Here is a 17628-nt window from a genome sequence, read left to right as displayed (position 1 = left end):
GCCAGCGAGCAGCACGCCAGCAGGAGCACACGATCGATCAGGTAGTACTTAGTCGGCAATGCACAGCCGCTAGCCAACATCAGCGAGCGTCAAGGGAAGGAAATACGATCGCGGTCCAGCCACATCAGGCCGGCCTCCCATCTAAACAACAGCGCCGGCCAGGCCGGTCACCATTTTCCGATACCGGGCGAAGGCTGTCAACAAACGCCTGTTAGAGCAAGAACGTCAGCCGGGGCTGCGGCGCCCCCAAGGACCCGTACGGAGGCGACAAGGCACATTCTTAGACCATTGGGATATGCTCAGGAGGAGAGGAACGAGCCTGTTCTTGGCCACGTTGCAACAACAGACGCTTCAACACCATGCCAATGCGGCGAATCCCTTCCTCGATCTGCGCTTCCTGGGGATAGGCATAGCTCAGGCGGATATACTGCTGGCCGCCACCATCGACGTGAAATGGCTCACCGTTGAGAAGGGCCACCCCTTCAGCCGCTGCCTCACGCAGCAGCGTGCGTGCCCGCAGGCCAGCCGGGAGGCGACACCAGAGATGGAAGCCTCCCCCTGGCGGGGTCACCCGTATCTCGCGGGGCCAGTAGCGCTCAATGGCCTGGAGCATGAGATCACGCTTGCGCCGATAGGCGGCACTGAGGCGCCGCAGATGCTCGTCCAACCAACCACGCCGCAAGACCTCAGCCACCAGCCACTGACCAAAGGCATTGGTGTTCAAATCAAAGATCTGCTTGTGCAACGAGAGGCGCTCAATCATCGGCACCGGTCCAGCCAGCCAGGCCACCCGCAGGCCCGGCGCCAGCATTTTGGAGAACGTGCTCAGGTAGATCACCTGCTCGCTGCTATCGAGGGCCTTCAGCGGCGGAGGTGGCGGCGTATCGAAATACAGCTCACCGTAGGTATCATCCTCCAACACTGGCACCTGATAGCGCCGACAGAGCTGCAGCAAGCGCCGACGGCGCTCAGGCGACATCACCACGCCCGTCGGATTCTGAAAGGTCGGCAGAGTATAGATCAGCCGCGGACGATGGCGCGTCAGCACGCTCTCCAAGAGATCCAGCCGCAGACCTTCAGCATCCAGCGGGATACCAATGACCCGCGCCCCCAAGGCCCGAAAGGCCTGAATGGCCCCGATGTAGGTGGGAACCTCGACCACCACCTCATCGCCGGGACGCAGCAGAAAACGCCCAACGAGACCAATGCCCTGCGTCGAGCCGGACAAGATCAAAATATGCCCGGCATCTACAGGTACTCCCCGCCGACGCATGCGCAGGGCCACCTGCTGACGCAGGCTCTGCAGGCCCTCTACCGGGCAGTAGCCGAGTGCCTCCTGACGAGCAGACAGGAGCGCCTCCTGACAGATTGCTCGGAACAGCTCCGCTGGCAGCAAAGCAGGCTCCGGCATGGCGCTGGCAAAAGAGATCAGCCCGCCGTACTCAGCCAGCGCCATCAGCTCGCTGAGTAAGCGCGCATCAGGCCCAAGCATCTCGCTCTCTCCAGCGGAGAGCCCCAGCAGCCAGGAAGGCATTTCTGGCTCGCATTCCTCATCCTCCAGAGCGAGCAAGCTGCGACGGACCAATGTCCCACGCCCGACATGTCCCTCGATGAGGCCCTCGCTCGCCAACTCGTTGTAAGCATTCATGACCGTTGTACGATTGACTCCCAGCTCGCGCGCTAAGGCTCGCTCCGTGGGCAGACGGGCCCCTTCGGGCAAGGCCCCAGAGAGAATCGCCTCACGCAACTGGTGATAGATCTGCCGATAGAGTGGCACACTGCTGCTGCGATCAAGCCGAACAAAGACGGAGGCGGCAGGAGCAGCGGACCACGAGTGTGAGCGGTGTTCAAATGGGCGTGACTGTGGCATGGTTTCCCTCCCCTCCTGCATTGGCTCATACCAATAGCAGTGTAGTGCGCCAGACAGCGAATCACAAGAGCCAATGCCGGCGGTCAAAAGTGAACCAATCGGACCAGATCAGACCAGGGAAGAAGGCTCTCAGAGGGGCCTCGCCGGGCAACGTCAACCTTTTTGGCTCTTTGCATGTCCTACGAGAGGGCGCGATAATAACTAGTAATGGCAGCGACCAGGCCCAAAGCCAAGATCCAACCATGAAGGGAGAGAAGCATGAAGAATCTCCAGGAGCGCATTGAGACTGTGCGCAACGACCGTGAACATGGCTCACGTTGGCTGGTGGGCGAGACCATTGCCATCCTGGAAGAGCTGGCCAGCGCCCCGGACGGCTCGCCGGAAGAGAGGTTGGCCCAGGTACGCGCTGCTGGCGAGCAACTGATGCAGGCCCGTCCAGCGATGGCGGCCATCGCCGGCGCGGTCCGGCGTATCTTGCAAGCACCAGGAGGACTGGCAGGCATGGCACAGGAGGCGGCGCGTTTGCGCGAAGAATATGAGCAGGCACCGCAGGCAATCATCGCTCATGCCCGCCCGCTGCTGGCCGGTACCCTGATGACACATAGTCTCTCGGGAACCGTCCTGGAGGCCCTGCACGTCTGCGCCTCCCAGATCAAACGGGTCATCGTCCTGGAGGGGCGCCCCCGCTATGAAGGCCGCGAGATGGCCCGCCGCCTGCAAGCCCTGAACCTTGCCGTCACCCTCATCACCGACGCCGAGGCTGCCATCTTTCTTCCAGGATGCACAGCGGTGGTGGTCGGCGCCGACAGCGTCCTCGCCAACGGCGATGTCATCAACAAAGCCGGTACCGCCCTCCTGGCCTGGGCTTGCCGCGGCTATGGCATCCCTTTCTACGTCTTGTGCGAATCGCTGAAAATCTCCTCCCAGCCCTGGACCGGTGACCTCTCCCTCCTGGAGGAGAAAGAGCCAGAGGAGGTGCTGGAGGAGCCCATCTCCGGCATCGAGGTGCGCAACTTCTATTTCGATCGCACCCCCGGCGAGCTGGTCACCGCTATTGTGACCGAACGCGGCTTTTTCAATAAGGAGCCGCTCAGTGACTTTCGCTAGCCACAGGTCCTGCAGACTTGGCGAAAGCGACACAAATGTGTATCCTATCAATTGCAGTAGTGGAACATCTCTTACAGCAGCTCCGCATTATGCTTGCTTGTTAAGCAAGGCGAGCAGGATCAGGCAGAGAGGAACCGGGGCAGGAGCGCCAGCGAGTACATCTCTATAGCCGCAGAGCCGGGACGGGACCGCAGACCAGGCAAAGGGCTGGATGCTCGTCCTTCTCTGTCCTGACCCCAGCGCCGCCAGAGCGCGGGGCTTGCAGCCCGGCAGGGTGGAAATGAGGGTCTACGCCAGGCCATGACCAGGTACGATACGGAACGGCGCGGCGCACTGCTGTCGTCAGGGGCGATGATGAGGCATGAGCGGGTGGGACGAGGGCCACGGGTCAGGCACCGCGCCTGGAGTTGGAAGGGGGAAGTGATATGCACGGTGATACTGAGCAGCCGGCTCAGGGAGAGCGGCAGGAGAGTCAGTCAGGCGAGGCACAGGCACAGCCAGGGCGCGAACATGAGCGGGAGCGCGAGGCTCCGATCGAAAGAGAGCGAAGGGAGAGAAGAGAGATGCGTGAGGGACGCGAGGGGCGAGGAGAGAAGCGGCGACGAGGTGACGATTTTGTGGCGCCAGGTGTGCCCATTGTGCGCAGCAGTACGCCACGCCCGCCTTCGCTGGCGCTGGGCGAGACGGGGAGCACCTTCGGCCCCCGTCTGACGGATGGCGGGGCTCCCTTCCCCGAGGAGGCCCCGGCTGCGCCTCCTGTCCCCGAAGAGTACAGCGCGCTGGAAGAGACGCCGCTGCCAATTGCCAGCCAGGCAATGGAGAAGGAGGACGTGGCCGCCTCCACGCAGCCAGGGCCGGAGCGCAACGAGTTTCTCTGGCTATTTGAGTACGGCCCAGAGATGGATACGGTGGTGCTGAACAGCCCCCAATTGCTGGATGGGCTGGCACTGCCGTACGGACCCGGCATGCTCAAAGGCTACGAGCTAGGCTTCGGCGCGGTGCGCACGGCCACGGGCGAGGTTGTGGCCTCGATCCTGCCGAGCAGCGACCCGGCTGCCGCCGTCTGGGGAATGCTCTATCGCGTGCCACGTCGGTTGGCTTTGCCGGCAGAGGACGGCGTGGTCCCCCTGGACAAAGCCCACGACGCCGTTCCTCCAATCGGCCTCTTCGAGCCGCTAACGGTCGTCGTCCACGAGCCTCTACGCCAGCGCGAGATCGCCTGCACAACCTACATCGCTTCGGCAACGGTTCGCAAGTATTTCCAACCACGCCTACCCGAGCGCTACGCAGGTGATCCCTATGTGCGGCACCTGCTGGAGAGCGCCCGCCGCCAGAAGCTGCCAGAGAGCTATCTGCTGGACCTGGAAGGCCGGGCCAGCCCTTCCCCTGAGTCAGCAGGGGGCAGGAGCACACGCGGACCAGCGATCGCACACCCACTAGCGGAGAGCGATGAACTGGATACGGAGCCAATCGTGGCTGTCTCAGGCAAAGATGAACGGGAGCAGCCTGCCCCGGCCTCGCCGAGCCAGGCCCTGATCACAACCTCACCCAAGCCGGTGTTGCCAGCGCCGGCGCCGTCTGCAGGGCCATCTGAGCCACCGCCCGCCACCACTGCCTCTCGCCCAGCTCCGCAGGGCTGGCTACTGGCCCTGTCCGTCTACCACGCCCTCTTACTCCTGGCCGTGCTGGCCCTGGCCATCAGCGAGGGGCTGGGCTTTGGACAGACGGTCTTTACGCCCGATTTCGCCCCCTTCGGCGTGCCCTGGCTGGTCCTGGCTTACGGCCTGCTCGGCGGCTGCGTAAGTTGCCTGGTCTCGCTACGCCAGTCCACCTCACGAGGCCAGCCCCTCTTCTTGCTGATCACCTGGTTCGTGCGCCCCTACCTCGGGATGGTGCTGGCAATGCTGGCTTATCTCTTGCTCGATAGCGGCCTGGTTGTTCTCGGTTCGCTACCTGGACACAGCAATGCGCTCTTCTCTCTGATGGGTATGCTGGCTGGCTACTGCGAACATCGCTTCTTCCTTCAGCGTCCATCGGCCTGAAAGAGGGGCAGTAGAAAAACGATGATTTAAGAAAGGATTGACAGGCTGGCAGTAGAGCTTGTGAAAGTGCAATTGGGAGTGTACAATTGCAACAGAAGGCTGACCCCGTAGCGTTCCATCTTGAGTTGAAGACCTGTCAAGGGCGAGGAGGTCCTTCGATGCCAACCTACATCAGCCTGGTCAATCTGACCGAGCAAGGGATCAGGGAAGCCAAGAATGCCCCCGAACGTCTCCAGATGTTCGAGAAGGCGCTGCAGGAAGCAGGAGGCAAGCTCATCGGCTTCTATCTGGTTATGGGCCAGTACGATTATGTCATCATTACCGAGGCTCCTGACGATCAGACTGCCGCGCGCTTGATTCTTGGCGTCATTGCCCAAGGCAGCCTACGAAGCCAGACCATGCGAGCGTTCCCGCGCGAGGAATTCGAGCAGATCGCCCGCACTTTATCCTAGAGGGGGGCAGCCTCGCGAGCGCTCAGCCGCCTGGAGATGGACAGCGCAAGCGAGCAGGGTCCCAGGCCGCCAGCCAGCGGTCCGGCTCTCTCGTTTCCTTCCTTCCCTGGCTGAGCGCTCAGGCATAGAGGAGGGTCCTGGCCGTTCGATGACAGACGGCCTCGCCACACGCCGCCTCGCGATCGGCTGACGTCTGACCTGGCCACGGTCCCAAACAAAGCGCGGCGCCTGTCCCAGCCGTGGCTGGCAGCCGGTCCTCTATCTGGAAAAGGGAAGCAGCCGACTGCAAGCAGAGGTGGTCAGATCGGATGGGAGAGGTCCAGGCTGGCTGGAACTAGAAAGGATCGGAAGAGAAGATCGCCTTGACCAGACGCTCGGGATCATGGCGAGCCAACATGTCATCTTCGAGATTGAAATGGCCGATGACGACATTTGGCACCAGCCTGGCTAAACGAGCGCGATCGACGACCACAGGCTCGCTCTTCTCCTCAGCATAGGTGCGGAGCACTTCGGGAGGGAACGGGCCATCGTTGACAATCACCCGATCGACGCGGCCCCCAAGGTAGCGATGGATTTCGCTGACAAAATCAGAGGCCTTGTAGCCGTCAGTCTCGCCGTGCTTGGTCATGAGGTTGCAGACATAGACTTTCTCGGCTTCGGACTCACGCACGGCGCGCGCGATGTCCTTGACGAGGAAATTAGGGATGAGACTCGTGTAGAGATCACCGGGACCAATGATGATGACATCGGCCCGGCGAATGGCGCGAATGGCCTGGGGACAGGCCGGGGCGTCCTCGGGCACCATGCGCAGGCGGACAATGGGCGAGAGCGGCTCCAGCTTCTTTTTGCCGCGCGTGTCAATGTCGGTCTCGCCACAAATAGTGGTACCATCCTCCAGGTCGGCGCAGATGGTGGTTTGCGCCAGCGTGACAGGCAGCACCCGCCCGGCGGTGTTGAGCAGCTCTTGCGCATCCTCAATAGCCAGCATGAGATCGCCATTGTTGATGTCCTGGAGACCCTTAAGAATGAGATTCCCCAGGCTGTGGCCACCAACTCCTCCTTTCCCCTCTCCCTGCTCATCTGTGCTCTCAAAGCGGTGCATGAAGACCTCACGCCACAGCGCTCCATTGCGCGCCAGAGCAACGAGCGACATGCGCAGGTCCCCCAGCGGCAATTGACGCCGAAACTCATCCATGAGACGACGCGAACTTCCCCCACTGTCCGACATGGTGACAATGGCGCTGATGTTGTACGGGTACTTTTTGAGATGCGAAAGGAGGGCGAAGGTTCCAGAGCCTCCGCCAATGGTGACGACTCGCTTTCCGACGTGCCGCTCTCCTGGGCGATAATACTGTTCTGGCACCTCACATCTCCTGTGGCTGATTCCAGTCTCAACTGACAAACGACGTCTACCTCTCTTGGCGATTTTCCTAACCTAAGAGACACTATACACGGTCGGTGAACGCTGTCGACAAGTCTCTCGGCTCTCTCTTCTGTGCGGGGCCTGATTGGCTGGCTGCTGTCTCGCCTGCACTGCTGGCTGGCTCTTCCACTCCCCCACCCACCCCCTCTTTCCCTCAGTTTATCCTATCACGCCCCCCTCCCTTCTGCAAGCGGACAGCTTTCGAACCCTTGACATGGACACGATATATCGTTATACTAAACACAGTGGTTTGCGATATATCGTTATCCCGTGGCGTCCTGGCGGCCCTCACCAGCGTGGGGACCCGACGCTGGAGATAGAGCAGAGAAAGGAGCACCGTTTCATGTTCGGTCGACGCTTCGTCTGGCAGTCCTACGGTTGGGATGATGGCGGCTCGTTCCCCTGGCAGCGTCCTCCTACCCCAGATGTTCCACACTTCTGGCAGGCACGCCGTGGGCGGCCTCCCTCCGGACCCGGTCCACACGGCCCACATGGTCACGGCCCGCGTGGCCCCGCCGCCTTCTTTGAGCGTCTGCGCTTTTTCGGGCGCGGCGATCTCAAATATGTGTTGTTGGAGCTGCTCCAGGAGCGTCCCATGCACGGCTATGAGATGATGAAGGTGCTGGAAGAACGAGCTGGCGGCTTCTATACCCCTAGCCCGGGTTCGATCTATCCAACGCTGCAAATGCTGGAAGATCGCGGCTTCATCACCTCTAGCGAGGCTGAGGGGCGCAAGGTCTATACGATCACTGAGGCTGGACGCGCTTTTTTGGCCGAGCACCAGCACGAGGCGGAACGCTTCGGCCCAGGCTGGCCACTGCATGCGGCGAAGGCCCGTGGCTGGTCGCCAGAGCTGCAGGCGCTGCGCCAGGAGGCCGGCGAGGTGGCTCGTCTCTTCATGATCGCCGGACGCTCCTCCGTGGGCGATCCTAACCGCCTGTCACGCCTGCGCAGCATCCTCGAGCGCACGCATAAGGATCTGACCGACCTGATCTATGGCTCGCCTTCGTCAGCTGCCAGCAATAGCCCCACCGGCCCCTCCAGCGAGAGCAGCCACGCGGAAGAAGGTCCCTCCTCTTCGTCAGCTACCAGCGATGAGCCTCCCGCTCAGTCTTAGAGGAACGGATCTGAGGCCGGCCCGCTAGAAGGAAGAAGACGGGCAAGAGCAGGCGGACTGACGAGCGGGGTCGGCCAGCCAAACCCTGGCCAGGCCCAACCCCGCTTTGTCCCCCCTCGCAAAAACGCGAGACGAGAATGGGCGACAATTGCTCCTCAGCGGACTGGGACAGATCTCTGAGACGGGTGAGCACTTTTGTGCAGTTACGCTCAAAAGCTCTGCCTTATTCACACAGATTCCCCAGGTTCCCGTGCCGAGCATCGTGAGTGCAGCTCTTCCTTGCAACACGAGGGGCAGAGAACCAGGGGTACCTTATATCCAATCTCTCCTATATATCTTGTGTTACAAGAGGCATTTAGGTTATACTGTAGGGGACGGGAGTCGCTCTACCACTCTGTGGGCGCGGTGGTGGGGATTCAGATATCCCGTTTCTTTCTTTTTTGGGAGGAAAGGGGGGAAGAGAGGGGCTGCGGCCCAGGCTCGCGCGGCGCAGCCCGACCCGGCCCGGACCACCCGCGCTAGGAGGCAGGCGAGGGTCGCAGTCGTACCAGGATGAGGCCCAGCCAGAGGGTCCAGCAGGCGAAGAGCAGGAAAGCCGGCGTCGTCAAGAATGCCTGGCCACTGGCCGGCGACAGAGCCACCTGCACGGCACTACCCGTCAGGAAGAGCGCCAGCAGCATCGCCACATAGCCCAGAGCCACCCAGAGCGGCGGCCAGAGCTGCAGGCCACTACGCACAATAATGAACCCGAACAGCAGCGTTGCCAGCGCCAGCAGCAGCCCGCCAGCCGTAGTGCTCACGAGCGTGCAGATCCCCGCCACCAGCGCAAAACTCGGCGTCAGCACCATCTCAGCCGTGAAAGTGCGCGCCACTCCTACCTGGTAGACCGTACTGGCCAGATTCCCCAAGACCAGCAAGAGGATACCCAGCATGCCAGCCCAGGCTGCAATGACCGCAAAACCCTTCCCGCGCCAGGGCACGGCCAGCAGCTCCTCCGCTGTCTGCGGCAACGGCTTGTCGCTGGCAGCCACAGCAGCCCCTGGACCATCGGCGGCCCCCTCCTCTGCCGCAGGGGAGGCTTCCTCGCCTGTTGTCGCACCGGCCTCCTCCTCGTCGCGTCCCAGTACCTCCTGGGCGACAATAATGCGAAAGAGCGTGAAAGGCAAGCTAAGCGTGAGAGCGAAGGCCACCATCTGAAGCAGGCGGTAGAGAGCGAAAGACCAGACATGCAGATGAAGCCAGAGAACATAGTCAGCAAACTGGCCGCGGCTGGCTGCGGTCAGGGCCTCGCCGTAGCCCTGCGGCAGCAACCAGAGCCACTGGTAGAGCGGCGCGCCAAGCAGCAACAGCAGCCCCCCAAGCACATAATAGGAACCATTGATCCGCAGGCGTGTCAGAAACGTACGTCTCATCCGGGACCTCATTCGCCTAAAAACAAGCTGTCGTCTATATCATAGCAAGAGAAGCCGAGTCCCGGCACGGCCTGGGCCATTCGGTCTGCAGTGCAGTGCAGGTCGGCGGCCTCAGCAAATTCCAGCGACCGCCGACCTCGCTCATCGTTAACTCAGCGCAGGAGAAAAGCCGGCAAGCCCTGCTCATGGAGGATATGCAGCGGACCACTGGCATAGAAGTTGCCAAGAATGTTGAGGGCCGTCACCAGCACAAAGAGCGCAACGATTAGAGCCATCAACAGGCGATCGAGCGGACGAGTCTGCAGCTCCGTCAGCCAGGTGCGTCGTCCCACGCCAAAGCAACGCAGCTCCATTGCATTGACAATATCTTCCGCCCCCACCACCGAGCCGATCACAATGGGCACTACCAGCGGCGCCAGGCGGGCGATCCTGCCGAAGATACCGCCGCGCAGCTTATCCAGCTCGAAGCCCCGCGCGCGCTGCGCATCCAGCGTCACACTGAAATCGCGGGCCAGCGTTGGCAGGAAGCGGAACGAGAGATCGATGGCATAAGCGAACTGGTCCGGCAGACCCAGCTGCCTGAAAGCCACGCCAATCTGGCCGGGATTGGTCGTATAGGGGATCGCCACCGCCAGGAAGGCAATGCTGAAGTTGCGCAGGCCCATCGTCAGCATGTACGTTATGCTCTCTACACTGAAGACCAGCGGCTTCGGACCAACATAGGGAGGATGATTCAGAAAGCCGAGGAACGGCAGCGAGAACAATTGATGCTGGTGGCTCAGATCGATTCCCTGGACAATGGCGCCGCCGGAGAGAAAATAGTTGCCAAAGACCAGGACCACATTGAGAAAGATAATGAAGAGCCAGGCCCGCCTCGTCTCCGACCACTTGAGGCGTGCCAGCGCATAGTAGCAAGCTGATCCCACAAAGCCGACCAGAATCAGCCAGACATTTGAGGTCTGAGCCGCGGCCAGGCCATAGGCCAGCAGCAAGAGCAGCTTGACCCGAGGATCAAGACGATGAATAGGCGTATCGCGCTTGATATAAGGGAGCGTTATAAGCATGGCACATGCTTCCTTCTGCCAACACCACAGAGCAAGAGAGAGAAGGGAGAGCGGCAACAGGAAGCCGAGAGCGAGACCAGCGACAGCCTCTATCGTCGGCCCTCCCACCGCTCTCCCCCTTCTCCTCGGTTGCTCATCTTCGCGAGAACAGAGCCGATTCTCCGATCAGACCAGAGCGGAAAGCGCAGACCCTCAGCCTCCGCTGCGCCAGCCAGGTGACGGCACAGGAGTCCGAGGCTACCCTATGGACTGGGCGAGCGGAGCGACCAGTCAGCGCCCGAAGCGCGCCATCGCAGCCCGATAAGCCAGCAGCAGAATGGGCAAGAGGATCAGGCCGTTGATCAGATCAGAGAGAGCCGCTGGCAGCCAGTAGCCGACAACAGCAGTCGCGAAGCTGAGCTTCGAGAGCCAGATCTCCATAATGGAGGCGAAACCGATGCCGATGATGATTCCCAGCGCGGCAAAGACCTCTGCCAGCACGATGGAGCGCGAATTGCGATAGACGCCCCAAGTAAAGTAGACCACCAGGCCGGCGATAAAGCCGATCAGGGCATTACCTACATCCCAGTTCCAGAAGACTCCATAGCCCGAGATATAGTCGCCCAGGAGGTTGCCCACACCGCCGGAGAAGAGGCCCACCCAGGGACCAAAGACGGCCCCAAAAAAGAGAGGGATGACGATGGCCGGGCGGAACGAGACATTGCCAGCACTGGGGAGTTGGATGAGATTTGTAGCGTAACTGAAAATGCCATAGAGCGCCGCGCCGAGGGCCATATAGACAATGTGCCGGACCCCAATACCCCACACCCGGCTTGTGGCCTCGCGCTCACGCAGGTTCTCTCTCTCGGTCGTAGCCATAAAGCAATGAACTCCTTTCTGGATGATCGCAATGATCGCAGATCCTTGGGATAAATAACACAGACCAGGGACGACAGTCACAGGAAGAAGCAAACCAGCGGAGAAGAGCAGATAGCTCTACTCACCTTCGCCCGTCACGCCAGGCTGCGACTACATTCCGTCAGCAGATAGCGCAAGAGCGAAGTCGGGCGCAAGTTACAGCTTTCCAGCAAGGTCTGATCGGCCAGCACCTCTAGCGGTGCTCCATCGGCCACCAGGTGGCCATCCTTGAGGAGAAGAACGCGCTGGGTATACCGCAGCGCGAGATCGAGATCATGCGTAATGAAGAGGAGGGCATCCAGTTCAGGAAGCTCTCGCAGATGCTCCATAAAGGAGATATAGGAGCGATAATCTTGACCCGCCGTCGGCTCATCCAGCAGCAGAATACGGCTCTCCATCGCCAGGACCGAGGCGATGCTTACCCGCTTCTGCTGCCCGAAACTCAGAGAAAGAGGCGGGCGCTCGGCAAAACGAGCTACATCCAGGGCCTCGGCAGCCCGCTGAACAGCGCGCTGGAGCCGCTCGGGCGGGAAGCGCAGATTCTCGGGGCCAAAGCTCAGTTCCTTCTGAACCGTAGGAGCGAAGAGCATGGCGCTTGGGCTTTGGAAGACGTAGCCGATGCGCGTCGCCAGTTGGGCCACGCTCAGCCTGCGCGTATCCTCGCCGTAGAGCAAGACTGTCCCCGCCGTCGGACGCAGCAATCCGAGCGCCTGCTTGACCAGGGTGGTCTTGCCAGCTCCATTCGGCCCAAGCAGGGCGATCGTCTCGCCACGATGCACCCTGAACGAAATGCCATTCAGAATCTCCTCGCCATCGGCCTCATAGCGATAGTGGACATCCTGGAAGACAAGCACCGGCTCAGCTGAGTGAGCCTCCGCTGTCCCCACAGTCCTGGTCACAATTGGGCGCACCAGTCGCTCGACCACTTGACGAGGCTCGGCAGCGCGGCGCAGTGTCGCCTCGATCGGCAGCTTCACCTGCTCCGGATCGGCTACCTCCAGAAAGGAGGGCACATCACCTAGAAAGACCTGCCGCCCGTCCCGCATGAGGAGCACCTTGTCAGGGCGCAGCTTGAGGGTCTCCTCGACGCGATGCTCCACAATAATGACGGCCCGCCCCTCGGCGCGCAGGCCATTGATCAGCTCTTCCAACTCATCGATCGCACGGGCATCCAGGTTGGCAAATGGCTCATCGAAGAGGAAAATCGAGGGCTGCATCACCAGGACCCCTGCCGCCGCCACCTGCTGACGTTGCCCGCCCGAAAGGGCAAAGGTCGCTTCCTGATGGAAAGATTCCAGATGGAGACGCCGCAGCACAGCGTCAACCCGCCGACGGATCTCGGCCCGCGGCACGTTGAGGTTCTCCAGGCCGAAAGCAATCTCCTGCTCAACGGTGCTGCCGACGATCTGCTTCTCGGGGTCCTGCAACATCGTGCCGATGTAGCGCGCCCGCTCGCGCAAGCTCATACCAGCAGCAGAGCGGCCCTCGATCCAGATCTCCCCGCTCAGTTCTCCGCGGAAGGTATGAGGAATGAGGCCGTTAAGACACTTGAGCAGCGTGCTCTTGCCACAGCCACTCGGCCCGGCAATCAGCAAAAGCTCCCCATGTGCGAGCGAGAAGGAAATATCTCGAATGGCATACGAGGGCTCCGCCTCCGCACCGGCAACAGAAGAATCAGGGACAGCTATCCTGGTCTTCTTCGATGGGGGCGACTCTTCATCGAGGGCGCGATAGCGAAAGCTCAATCCCTTGACAGCAACAGCTGGAGGTGCGTCCTGCGATGCATCTCTCGTGTTGTCGGGATGAGTAACCATCTATACGTGTTACCTGCCGCTTCCAGTGAACGCAGACGACTTTACGAACAGTGGAAGCCCTTTGATCAGATAAGATTAGCTCTCTACTAATTGTACCGAGCGATAGGGGAAGCTGTCAATGTTGTCGAGTCTTGCTGGAACAGCAGCTACAGAGATACCGCAATTGCAGTAATCTCATCAATGGAAGGAAAGTACTCCCAGGGAGAGCAAGGAAGGCTGTCATCTCACTGACTGGCATCTGCCTTCTACCTGCTCTGGCCATTGCCGTGCCCGCTGCCTATACTGCTCTCAGGCAGACAGTGCAGAGCACCGACCTTCCCCGGCAGAGGACAGTGGAAGGAGCCAGACAAGGAGCGCAGGCCGGGCCTCGTTCAGCCAATGTGGCGCGCTCGCCTCCAGGTGGTTGGGTTGCGCGCTGGTGATTGCGCGCATTCTGGTGATCCGCCTGTCTGTCTTCGCCACGAGCCGATATGAGCCGGCCAGCGATCAGCCAGCGATCAGCTAGCAAGCGGAAGGCAGCGCGCTGACTATACAGGACAAGACACGAGCGAGTGAGTCAAGGATGATACCCAGGAGCGTCTTGAAAGGAGTCAGACCGTGTCTACCCGCATCTCGCGGCGCGAACTACTGCAGCAGTCGCGCAATCTGCTGGTAGCGCTGCCGCTAGGTTCCCTGGGAGCAGCGCTTGCGGGTGTTGAAAGCAGCATCGGTGCAAGCGCGGCTCCCGCTCCCCAGTACAACCTGGCCGCAGCCTTACAGATGTCGATCTACTTCTATGACGCCCAGAAATCCGGGCCGGGCGTTACCGGTGGTCTCCTCCCCTGGCGCGGCGACAGCGACCTTTCCGACGCCGCCGTTCCCTTACAGCCCAAGAATAGCAACAACATCGGGACCAACATGTCGGCCTCCTTTATTGCCGCCCATCGGCAGGTGCTTGACCCGGCGGGCAAAGGGACTGTCGATGTCAGCGGAGGCTTCCACGACGCTGGCGACCACGTTAAATTTGGCCTGCCTCAAGCGTACGCCATCTCTACGCTGGGCTGGGGCTTCTACGAATTCCGCCAGGCTTTCGTCGCCGCCGGGCAGGACGCCCACATGATGGCCATCCTGCGCTGGGGCTGCGATTACCTCCTGCGCTCTACCTTCCGCGATAGCAGCGGCAACGTCGTGGCCTTCTGTTACCAGGTCGGCGAAGGCTCCATCGATCATACCGTCTGGGCCCCGCCCGAAGTAGAGAACCTGGCGCGCCCGGCCTACTTCGCCACCGCCGAGACGCCGGCCAGCGACATGTGCGGGCAGGCCGCTGCTGCTCTGGCCATCATGTACCTCAATAGCCAGAGCAGCGACTCCAGCTACGCCGCCAAATGCCTGGACTATGCCAAGGCGCTCTATCGCTTCGCCGTCGCCAATCGCGGTCTTGGCTACTCCGGAGGCTTCTACAACTCCAGCGGCGACAGTGACGACCTGGCCTGGGCCGCTATCTGGCTCTACATCGCTACCGGCCAGCAGTCCTATCTCAACGATATTATCGCCACCGACTCCAGCGGCCACTATACTGGCTACCTCAAGGCCATTATGAACAGCACTCAGGACAACTGGCAAAATACCTGGGTACACTGCTGGGATGCCGTTTGGGGTGGTATGTTCCTCAAGCTCGCGCCCATCACCAACGACTCCAAGCACTGGTACATCGCCCGCTGGAACCTGGAATACTGGTCCAATGTGGCCCATCAGGACCCCAACGACAAGAATTTCCTCAAGCCGACGCCCGGCGGCTTCATGGTCATCAATACCTGGGGGTCCTGCCGCTACAACACCGCCGCCCAGCTCTGCGCCCTGGTCTATCGCAAGTACACTGGTGACTCGCGCTTCTCCGACTGGGCCTTGGGGCAGATGAACTATATTCTGGGCAGCAATCCGATGAATCGCTGCTACATGGTGGGCTTTTCCTCTAACGCGGCCAAACATCCTCACCATCGTGCGGCCCACGGCTCCTTTACCAACAGCATGTCTGACCCTCCCAATCATCGCCATACCCTCTGGGGCGGCCTGGTCGGAGGACCTGACACCAGCGACTATCACGACGACGCTACCAACGACTTCGTCTACAATGAGGTGGCGGTCGACTACAGCGCGGCCTTCGTGGGAGCCCTGGCGGGCCTCTACTACTACTATGGCTCCGGCCAACAGCCCAATCCTAATTTCTCGACTGCCGAAACGCCGGTCAATCCCTTCTTCGTCGAAGCGCTGGTCAACCAGGATAGCAACCAGAGCACACAGATCACCCTGACGCTTCATAGCGACACCACCCAGCCGCCGCAGTTCGTCACCGGCCTCAAGGTGCGCTACTTCTTCAACATCAGCGAGCTGCAGGCCGTCGGTCAGTCGATCAACTCGGTCTCAGTGGCCATCTACTACGACCAGAACCAGTACCTGCCCAACGGCGGCCCGGTCGCCGTGCACGGCCCCTACGCCTGGGGCAATTCCACCACGGTCTACTACTACGAATTCGACTGGTCGGCCTACCCACTCTGGTACACGCGCGATCTCGAATTCGCCCTGATCGTGGCCATCGGCAGCGACTACAAGTATCACTGGGACTCGTCGAACGACTGGAGTCGTCAGGGTCTGACCTCGACCAGGGCAGTCACTCAGTATATACCGGTCTACCGCAACGGCACGCTGGTTTTTGGGCAGGAGCCTCCAAAGTCATAACCGCAGCGGCGGCTCCCCATCCCAAAGGGGGAAGCAAGAGAGGCAGTCTGACAATCAAGTATACCAGGGCAGCAGGAACTGAGAGGGCCTGCTCTCAGGGATGAGATAGCCGCAACACATGAGGAGGGAACGCTCGTGAAGAAAGCCCTGTCCTGCAGTCTGCCAGCGCTCCTGGCCTTGCTGGCCCTGACACTGGCGGGCCTGATCTGGTATGCGCCCCGTCAGGCGCAGCGCGCCCAGGCCGCAACCTCCTATAGCGGCCTGCACGTCTCGGGCAACCAGCTCCTCAATGGCTCCGGTCAGCCGGTTCGCCCGCTGGGAGTGGATCGCTCGGGTACCGAGTATATGTGCGACGCCGCCGGCGACACCACCGTCTTCGACGGGCCGAGCGATGCCGCTTCCGTGGCCGCCATGATGAGCTGGCACATCAACGCCGTGCGCCTCCCGCTCAATGAGGACTGCTGGCTCGGGATCAATGGCTATCCCGCCGCTCAGTACACCGCGGCTCAGTACCGGCAGGCCATCGTCGACTATGTCAACCTGCTGACCACCAATAACCTGATCACGATCCTCGACCTGCACTGGAGCGCCCCCGGCACCCAGCAGGCTAACAAGCAGCTCGCGATGCCTGACCTGGACCACGCGCCAACCTTCTGGACCTCGGTGGCCAATACCTTCAAGAACAATTCATCGGTAATCTTCGATCTCTACAACGAGCCGTTTACCACAAGTTGGGATTGCTGGCTCAACGGGAGCACGGCGGCCAACGCCAGCCCCTGCCCTGACGTCCCCTTCGCTGTGGCCGGCATGCAAACCCTGGTGAACACCGTGCGCGCCTCCGGGGCCACCAATGTGATCATGCTCGGCGGCCTGGCCTACGCCAACGATCTATCAGGCTGGCTCTCTCATAAGCCCAGCGATCCCTTGAATAACCTGGCTGCCTCCTTCCATCTCTACAATTTCAATACATGTAACTACGTCAATTGCTGGATTTTGACGGTGGCGCCCGTGTCAGCCCAGGTGCCGGTGATCGCCGGGGAGATCGGCGAGAACGACTGTGCTCACGGCTTCATCGATACAGCCATGACATGGCTGGACCAGAACAACATCGGCTATCTGGCCTGGGCCTGGGACACCTACAACTGTTGGAGCTTCCCGTCGCTCATCAGCGACTACAACGGCACACCGACGCCTTACGGGCAGGGTTTGCTGAACCACCTGACGGACCTCGCCAACGGCGTCACTCCGACGCCAACGCCCACACCGCTGCCCGGCCATTACTGCGCGGTCCACTATAGCGCCAGCTACTGGACGGGTGGCATGACGGCCAACATCACGATCACTAACATCAGCAACGCAGCCATTGTCGGCTGGACCCTGGTCTTTACCTTCCCTGGGGACCAGCAGATTACGGCGGGCTGGAGCGCCACCTGGAGCCAGCAGGGCCAGCAGGTCACGGCCCGTGATGTGGGCTACAACGACGTCATTGCCGCCGGTAGCTCGGTCTCTATCGGCTTCAATGGCACCTGGACCAGCAACCACAGTGATCCGACGGTCTTCACCCTCAACGGCGTGACCTGCAACACCGTCTAGCCACGGGATAGGTCGAGCCGGACGGTGGAGGACCTTGGAGCAATACCGGACTTGCCCGTGACGGGCACTGGGCTGGGTCAGGTGCTGGTCTCCAGCGCAACGCACGCAGCGATGGTGGCCAG

At 61.1% G+C, this 17628-nt stretch carries 12 protein-coding genes; 6 read left to right on the top strand and 6 right to left on the bottom strand.

The genetic code is table 11. The features are described from left to right. Positions 1 to 280 precede the first annotated feature (280 nt). Positions 281 to 1870: a MocR-like pyridoxine biosynthesis transcription factor PdxR gene (gene pdxR / locus BGC09_RS08030; RefSeq protein ID WP_176728875.1), complete on the bottom strand. Its 1590-nt coding sequence runs from the start codon at positions 1868 to 1870 to the stop codon at positions 281 to 283. Between the two features lie 258 nt (positions 1871 to 2128). Here pdxR and BGC09_RS08025 point away from each other — a divergent pair, with 258 nt between their 5' ends. The 3 genes from BGC09_RS08025 (at position 2129) to BGC09_RS08015 (ending at position 5471) form a co-directional block, all read left to right on the top strand. Then, the gene (locus BGC09_RS08025) at positions 2129 to 2977 is read left to right on the top strand and encodes an eIF2B alpha/beta/delta subunit family protein (RefSeq protein WP_069803370.1); all 849 of its coding nucleotides are present in this window, start codon (positions 2129 to 2131) and stop codon (positions 2975 to 2977) included. A gap of 425 nt (positions 2978 to 3402) precedes the next feature. Further along, positions 3403 to 5019 (top strand): gamma-glutamylcyclotransferase family protein, encoded by a 1617-nt coding sequence (locus BGC09_RS08020; protein WP_069803369.1) that lies wholly within the window; start codon positions 3403 to 3405, stop codon positions 5017 to 5019. A 158-nt stretch (positions 5020 to 5177) separates the two neighbouring features. After that, positions 5178 to 5471 carry a GYD domain-containing protein gene (locus tag BGC09_RS08015; protein ID WP_069803368.1) on the top strand — a complete coding sequence of 98 codons (294 nt, stop codon included), beginning with the start codon at positions 5178 to 5180 and terminating at the stop codon, positions 5469 to 5471. A gap of 334 nt (positions 5472 to 5805) precedes the next feature. On the opposite strand, the gene BGC09_RS08010 is transcribed toward BGC09_RS08015, so the two are convergent. Then, positions 5806 to 6834, bottom strand: coding sequence for a gluconeogenesis factor YvcK family protein (locus tag BGC09_RS08010; protein WP_069803367.1), 1029 nt, complete (start codon positions 6832 to 6834; stop codon positions 5806 to 5808). 403 nt (positions 6835 to 7237) lie between these two features. Between BGC09_RS08010 and BGC09_RS08005 the strand changes: the two genes are divergently transcribed. Then, on the top strand, positions 7238 to 8011 hold the full coding sequence (locus tag BGC09_RS08005) for a PadR family transcriptional regulator (protein ID WP_069803366.1): 774 nt from the start codon (positions 7238 to 7240) through the stop codon (positions 8009 to 8011). 518 nt (positions 8012 to 8529) lie between these two features. Here the strand turns inward: BGC09_RS08005 and BGC09_RS08000 are convergent. The 4 genes from BGC09_RS08000 to BGC09_RS07985 form a co-directional block, all read right to left on the bottom strand. After that, the gene (locus tag BGC09_RS08000; RefSeq protein WP_069803365.1) at positions 8530 to 9423 is read right to left on the bottom strand and encodes a hypothetical protein; all 894 of its coding nucleotides are present in this window, start codon (positions 9421 to 9423) and stop codon (positions 8530 to 8532) included. 152 nt (positions 9424 to 9575) lie between these two features. Next, positions 9576 to 10487 carry an energy-coupling factor transporter transmembrane component T family protein gene (locus tag BGC09_RS07995; protein ID WP_069803364.1) on the bottom strand — a complete coding sequence of 304 codons (912 nt, stop codon included), beginning with the start codon at positions 10485 to 10487 and terminating at the stop codon, positions 9576 to 9578. Between the two features lie 270 nt (positions 10488 to 10757). After that, entirely contained in the window at positions 10758 to 11345 is a 588-nt protein-coding gene (locus tag BGC09_RS07990) for an ECF transporter S component (protein WP_084658142.1), read from the bottom strand. A gap of 134 nt (positions 11346 to 11479) precedes the next feature. Beyond that, a complete protein-coding gene (locus BGC09_RS07985; protein WP_084658140.1) occupies positions 11480 to 13198 on the bottom strand; it encodes an ABC transporter ATP-binding protein in 1719 nt (572 codons plus the stop codon). Positions 13199 to 13795: 597 nt separating this feature from the next. Here BGC09_RS07985 and BGC09_RS07980 point away from each other — a divergent pair. Both BGC09_RS07980 and BGC09_RS07975 read left to right on the top strand, forming a co-directional pair. Then, positions 13796 to 15913 (top strand): glycoside hydrolase family 9 protein, encoded by a 2118-nt coding sequence (locus BGC09_RS07980; protein ID WP_069803362.1) that lies wholly within the window; start codon positions 13796 to 13798, stop codon positions 15911 to 15913. Positions 15914 to 16048: 135 nt separating this feature from the next. Then, positions 16049 to 17506, top strand: coding sequence for a cellulase family glycosylhydrolase (locus tag BGC09_RS07975; protein WP_069803361.1), 1458 nt, complete (start codon positions 16049 to 16051; stop codon positions 17504 to 17506). The last annotated feature ends 122 nt before the right edge of the window (positions 17507 to 17628 follow it).

Origin of the sequence: Thermogemmatispora onikobensis, assembly GCF_001748285.1 — a bacterium.
Lineage (GTDB): Bacteria > Chloroflexota > Ktedonobacteria > Ktedonobacterales > Ktedonobacteraceae > Thermogemmatispora > Thermogemmatispora onikobensis.
Note: the sequence above shows the minus strand (reverse complement) of the source record. Positions and strands in the feature narration are given on the sequence as shown.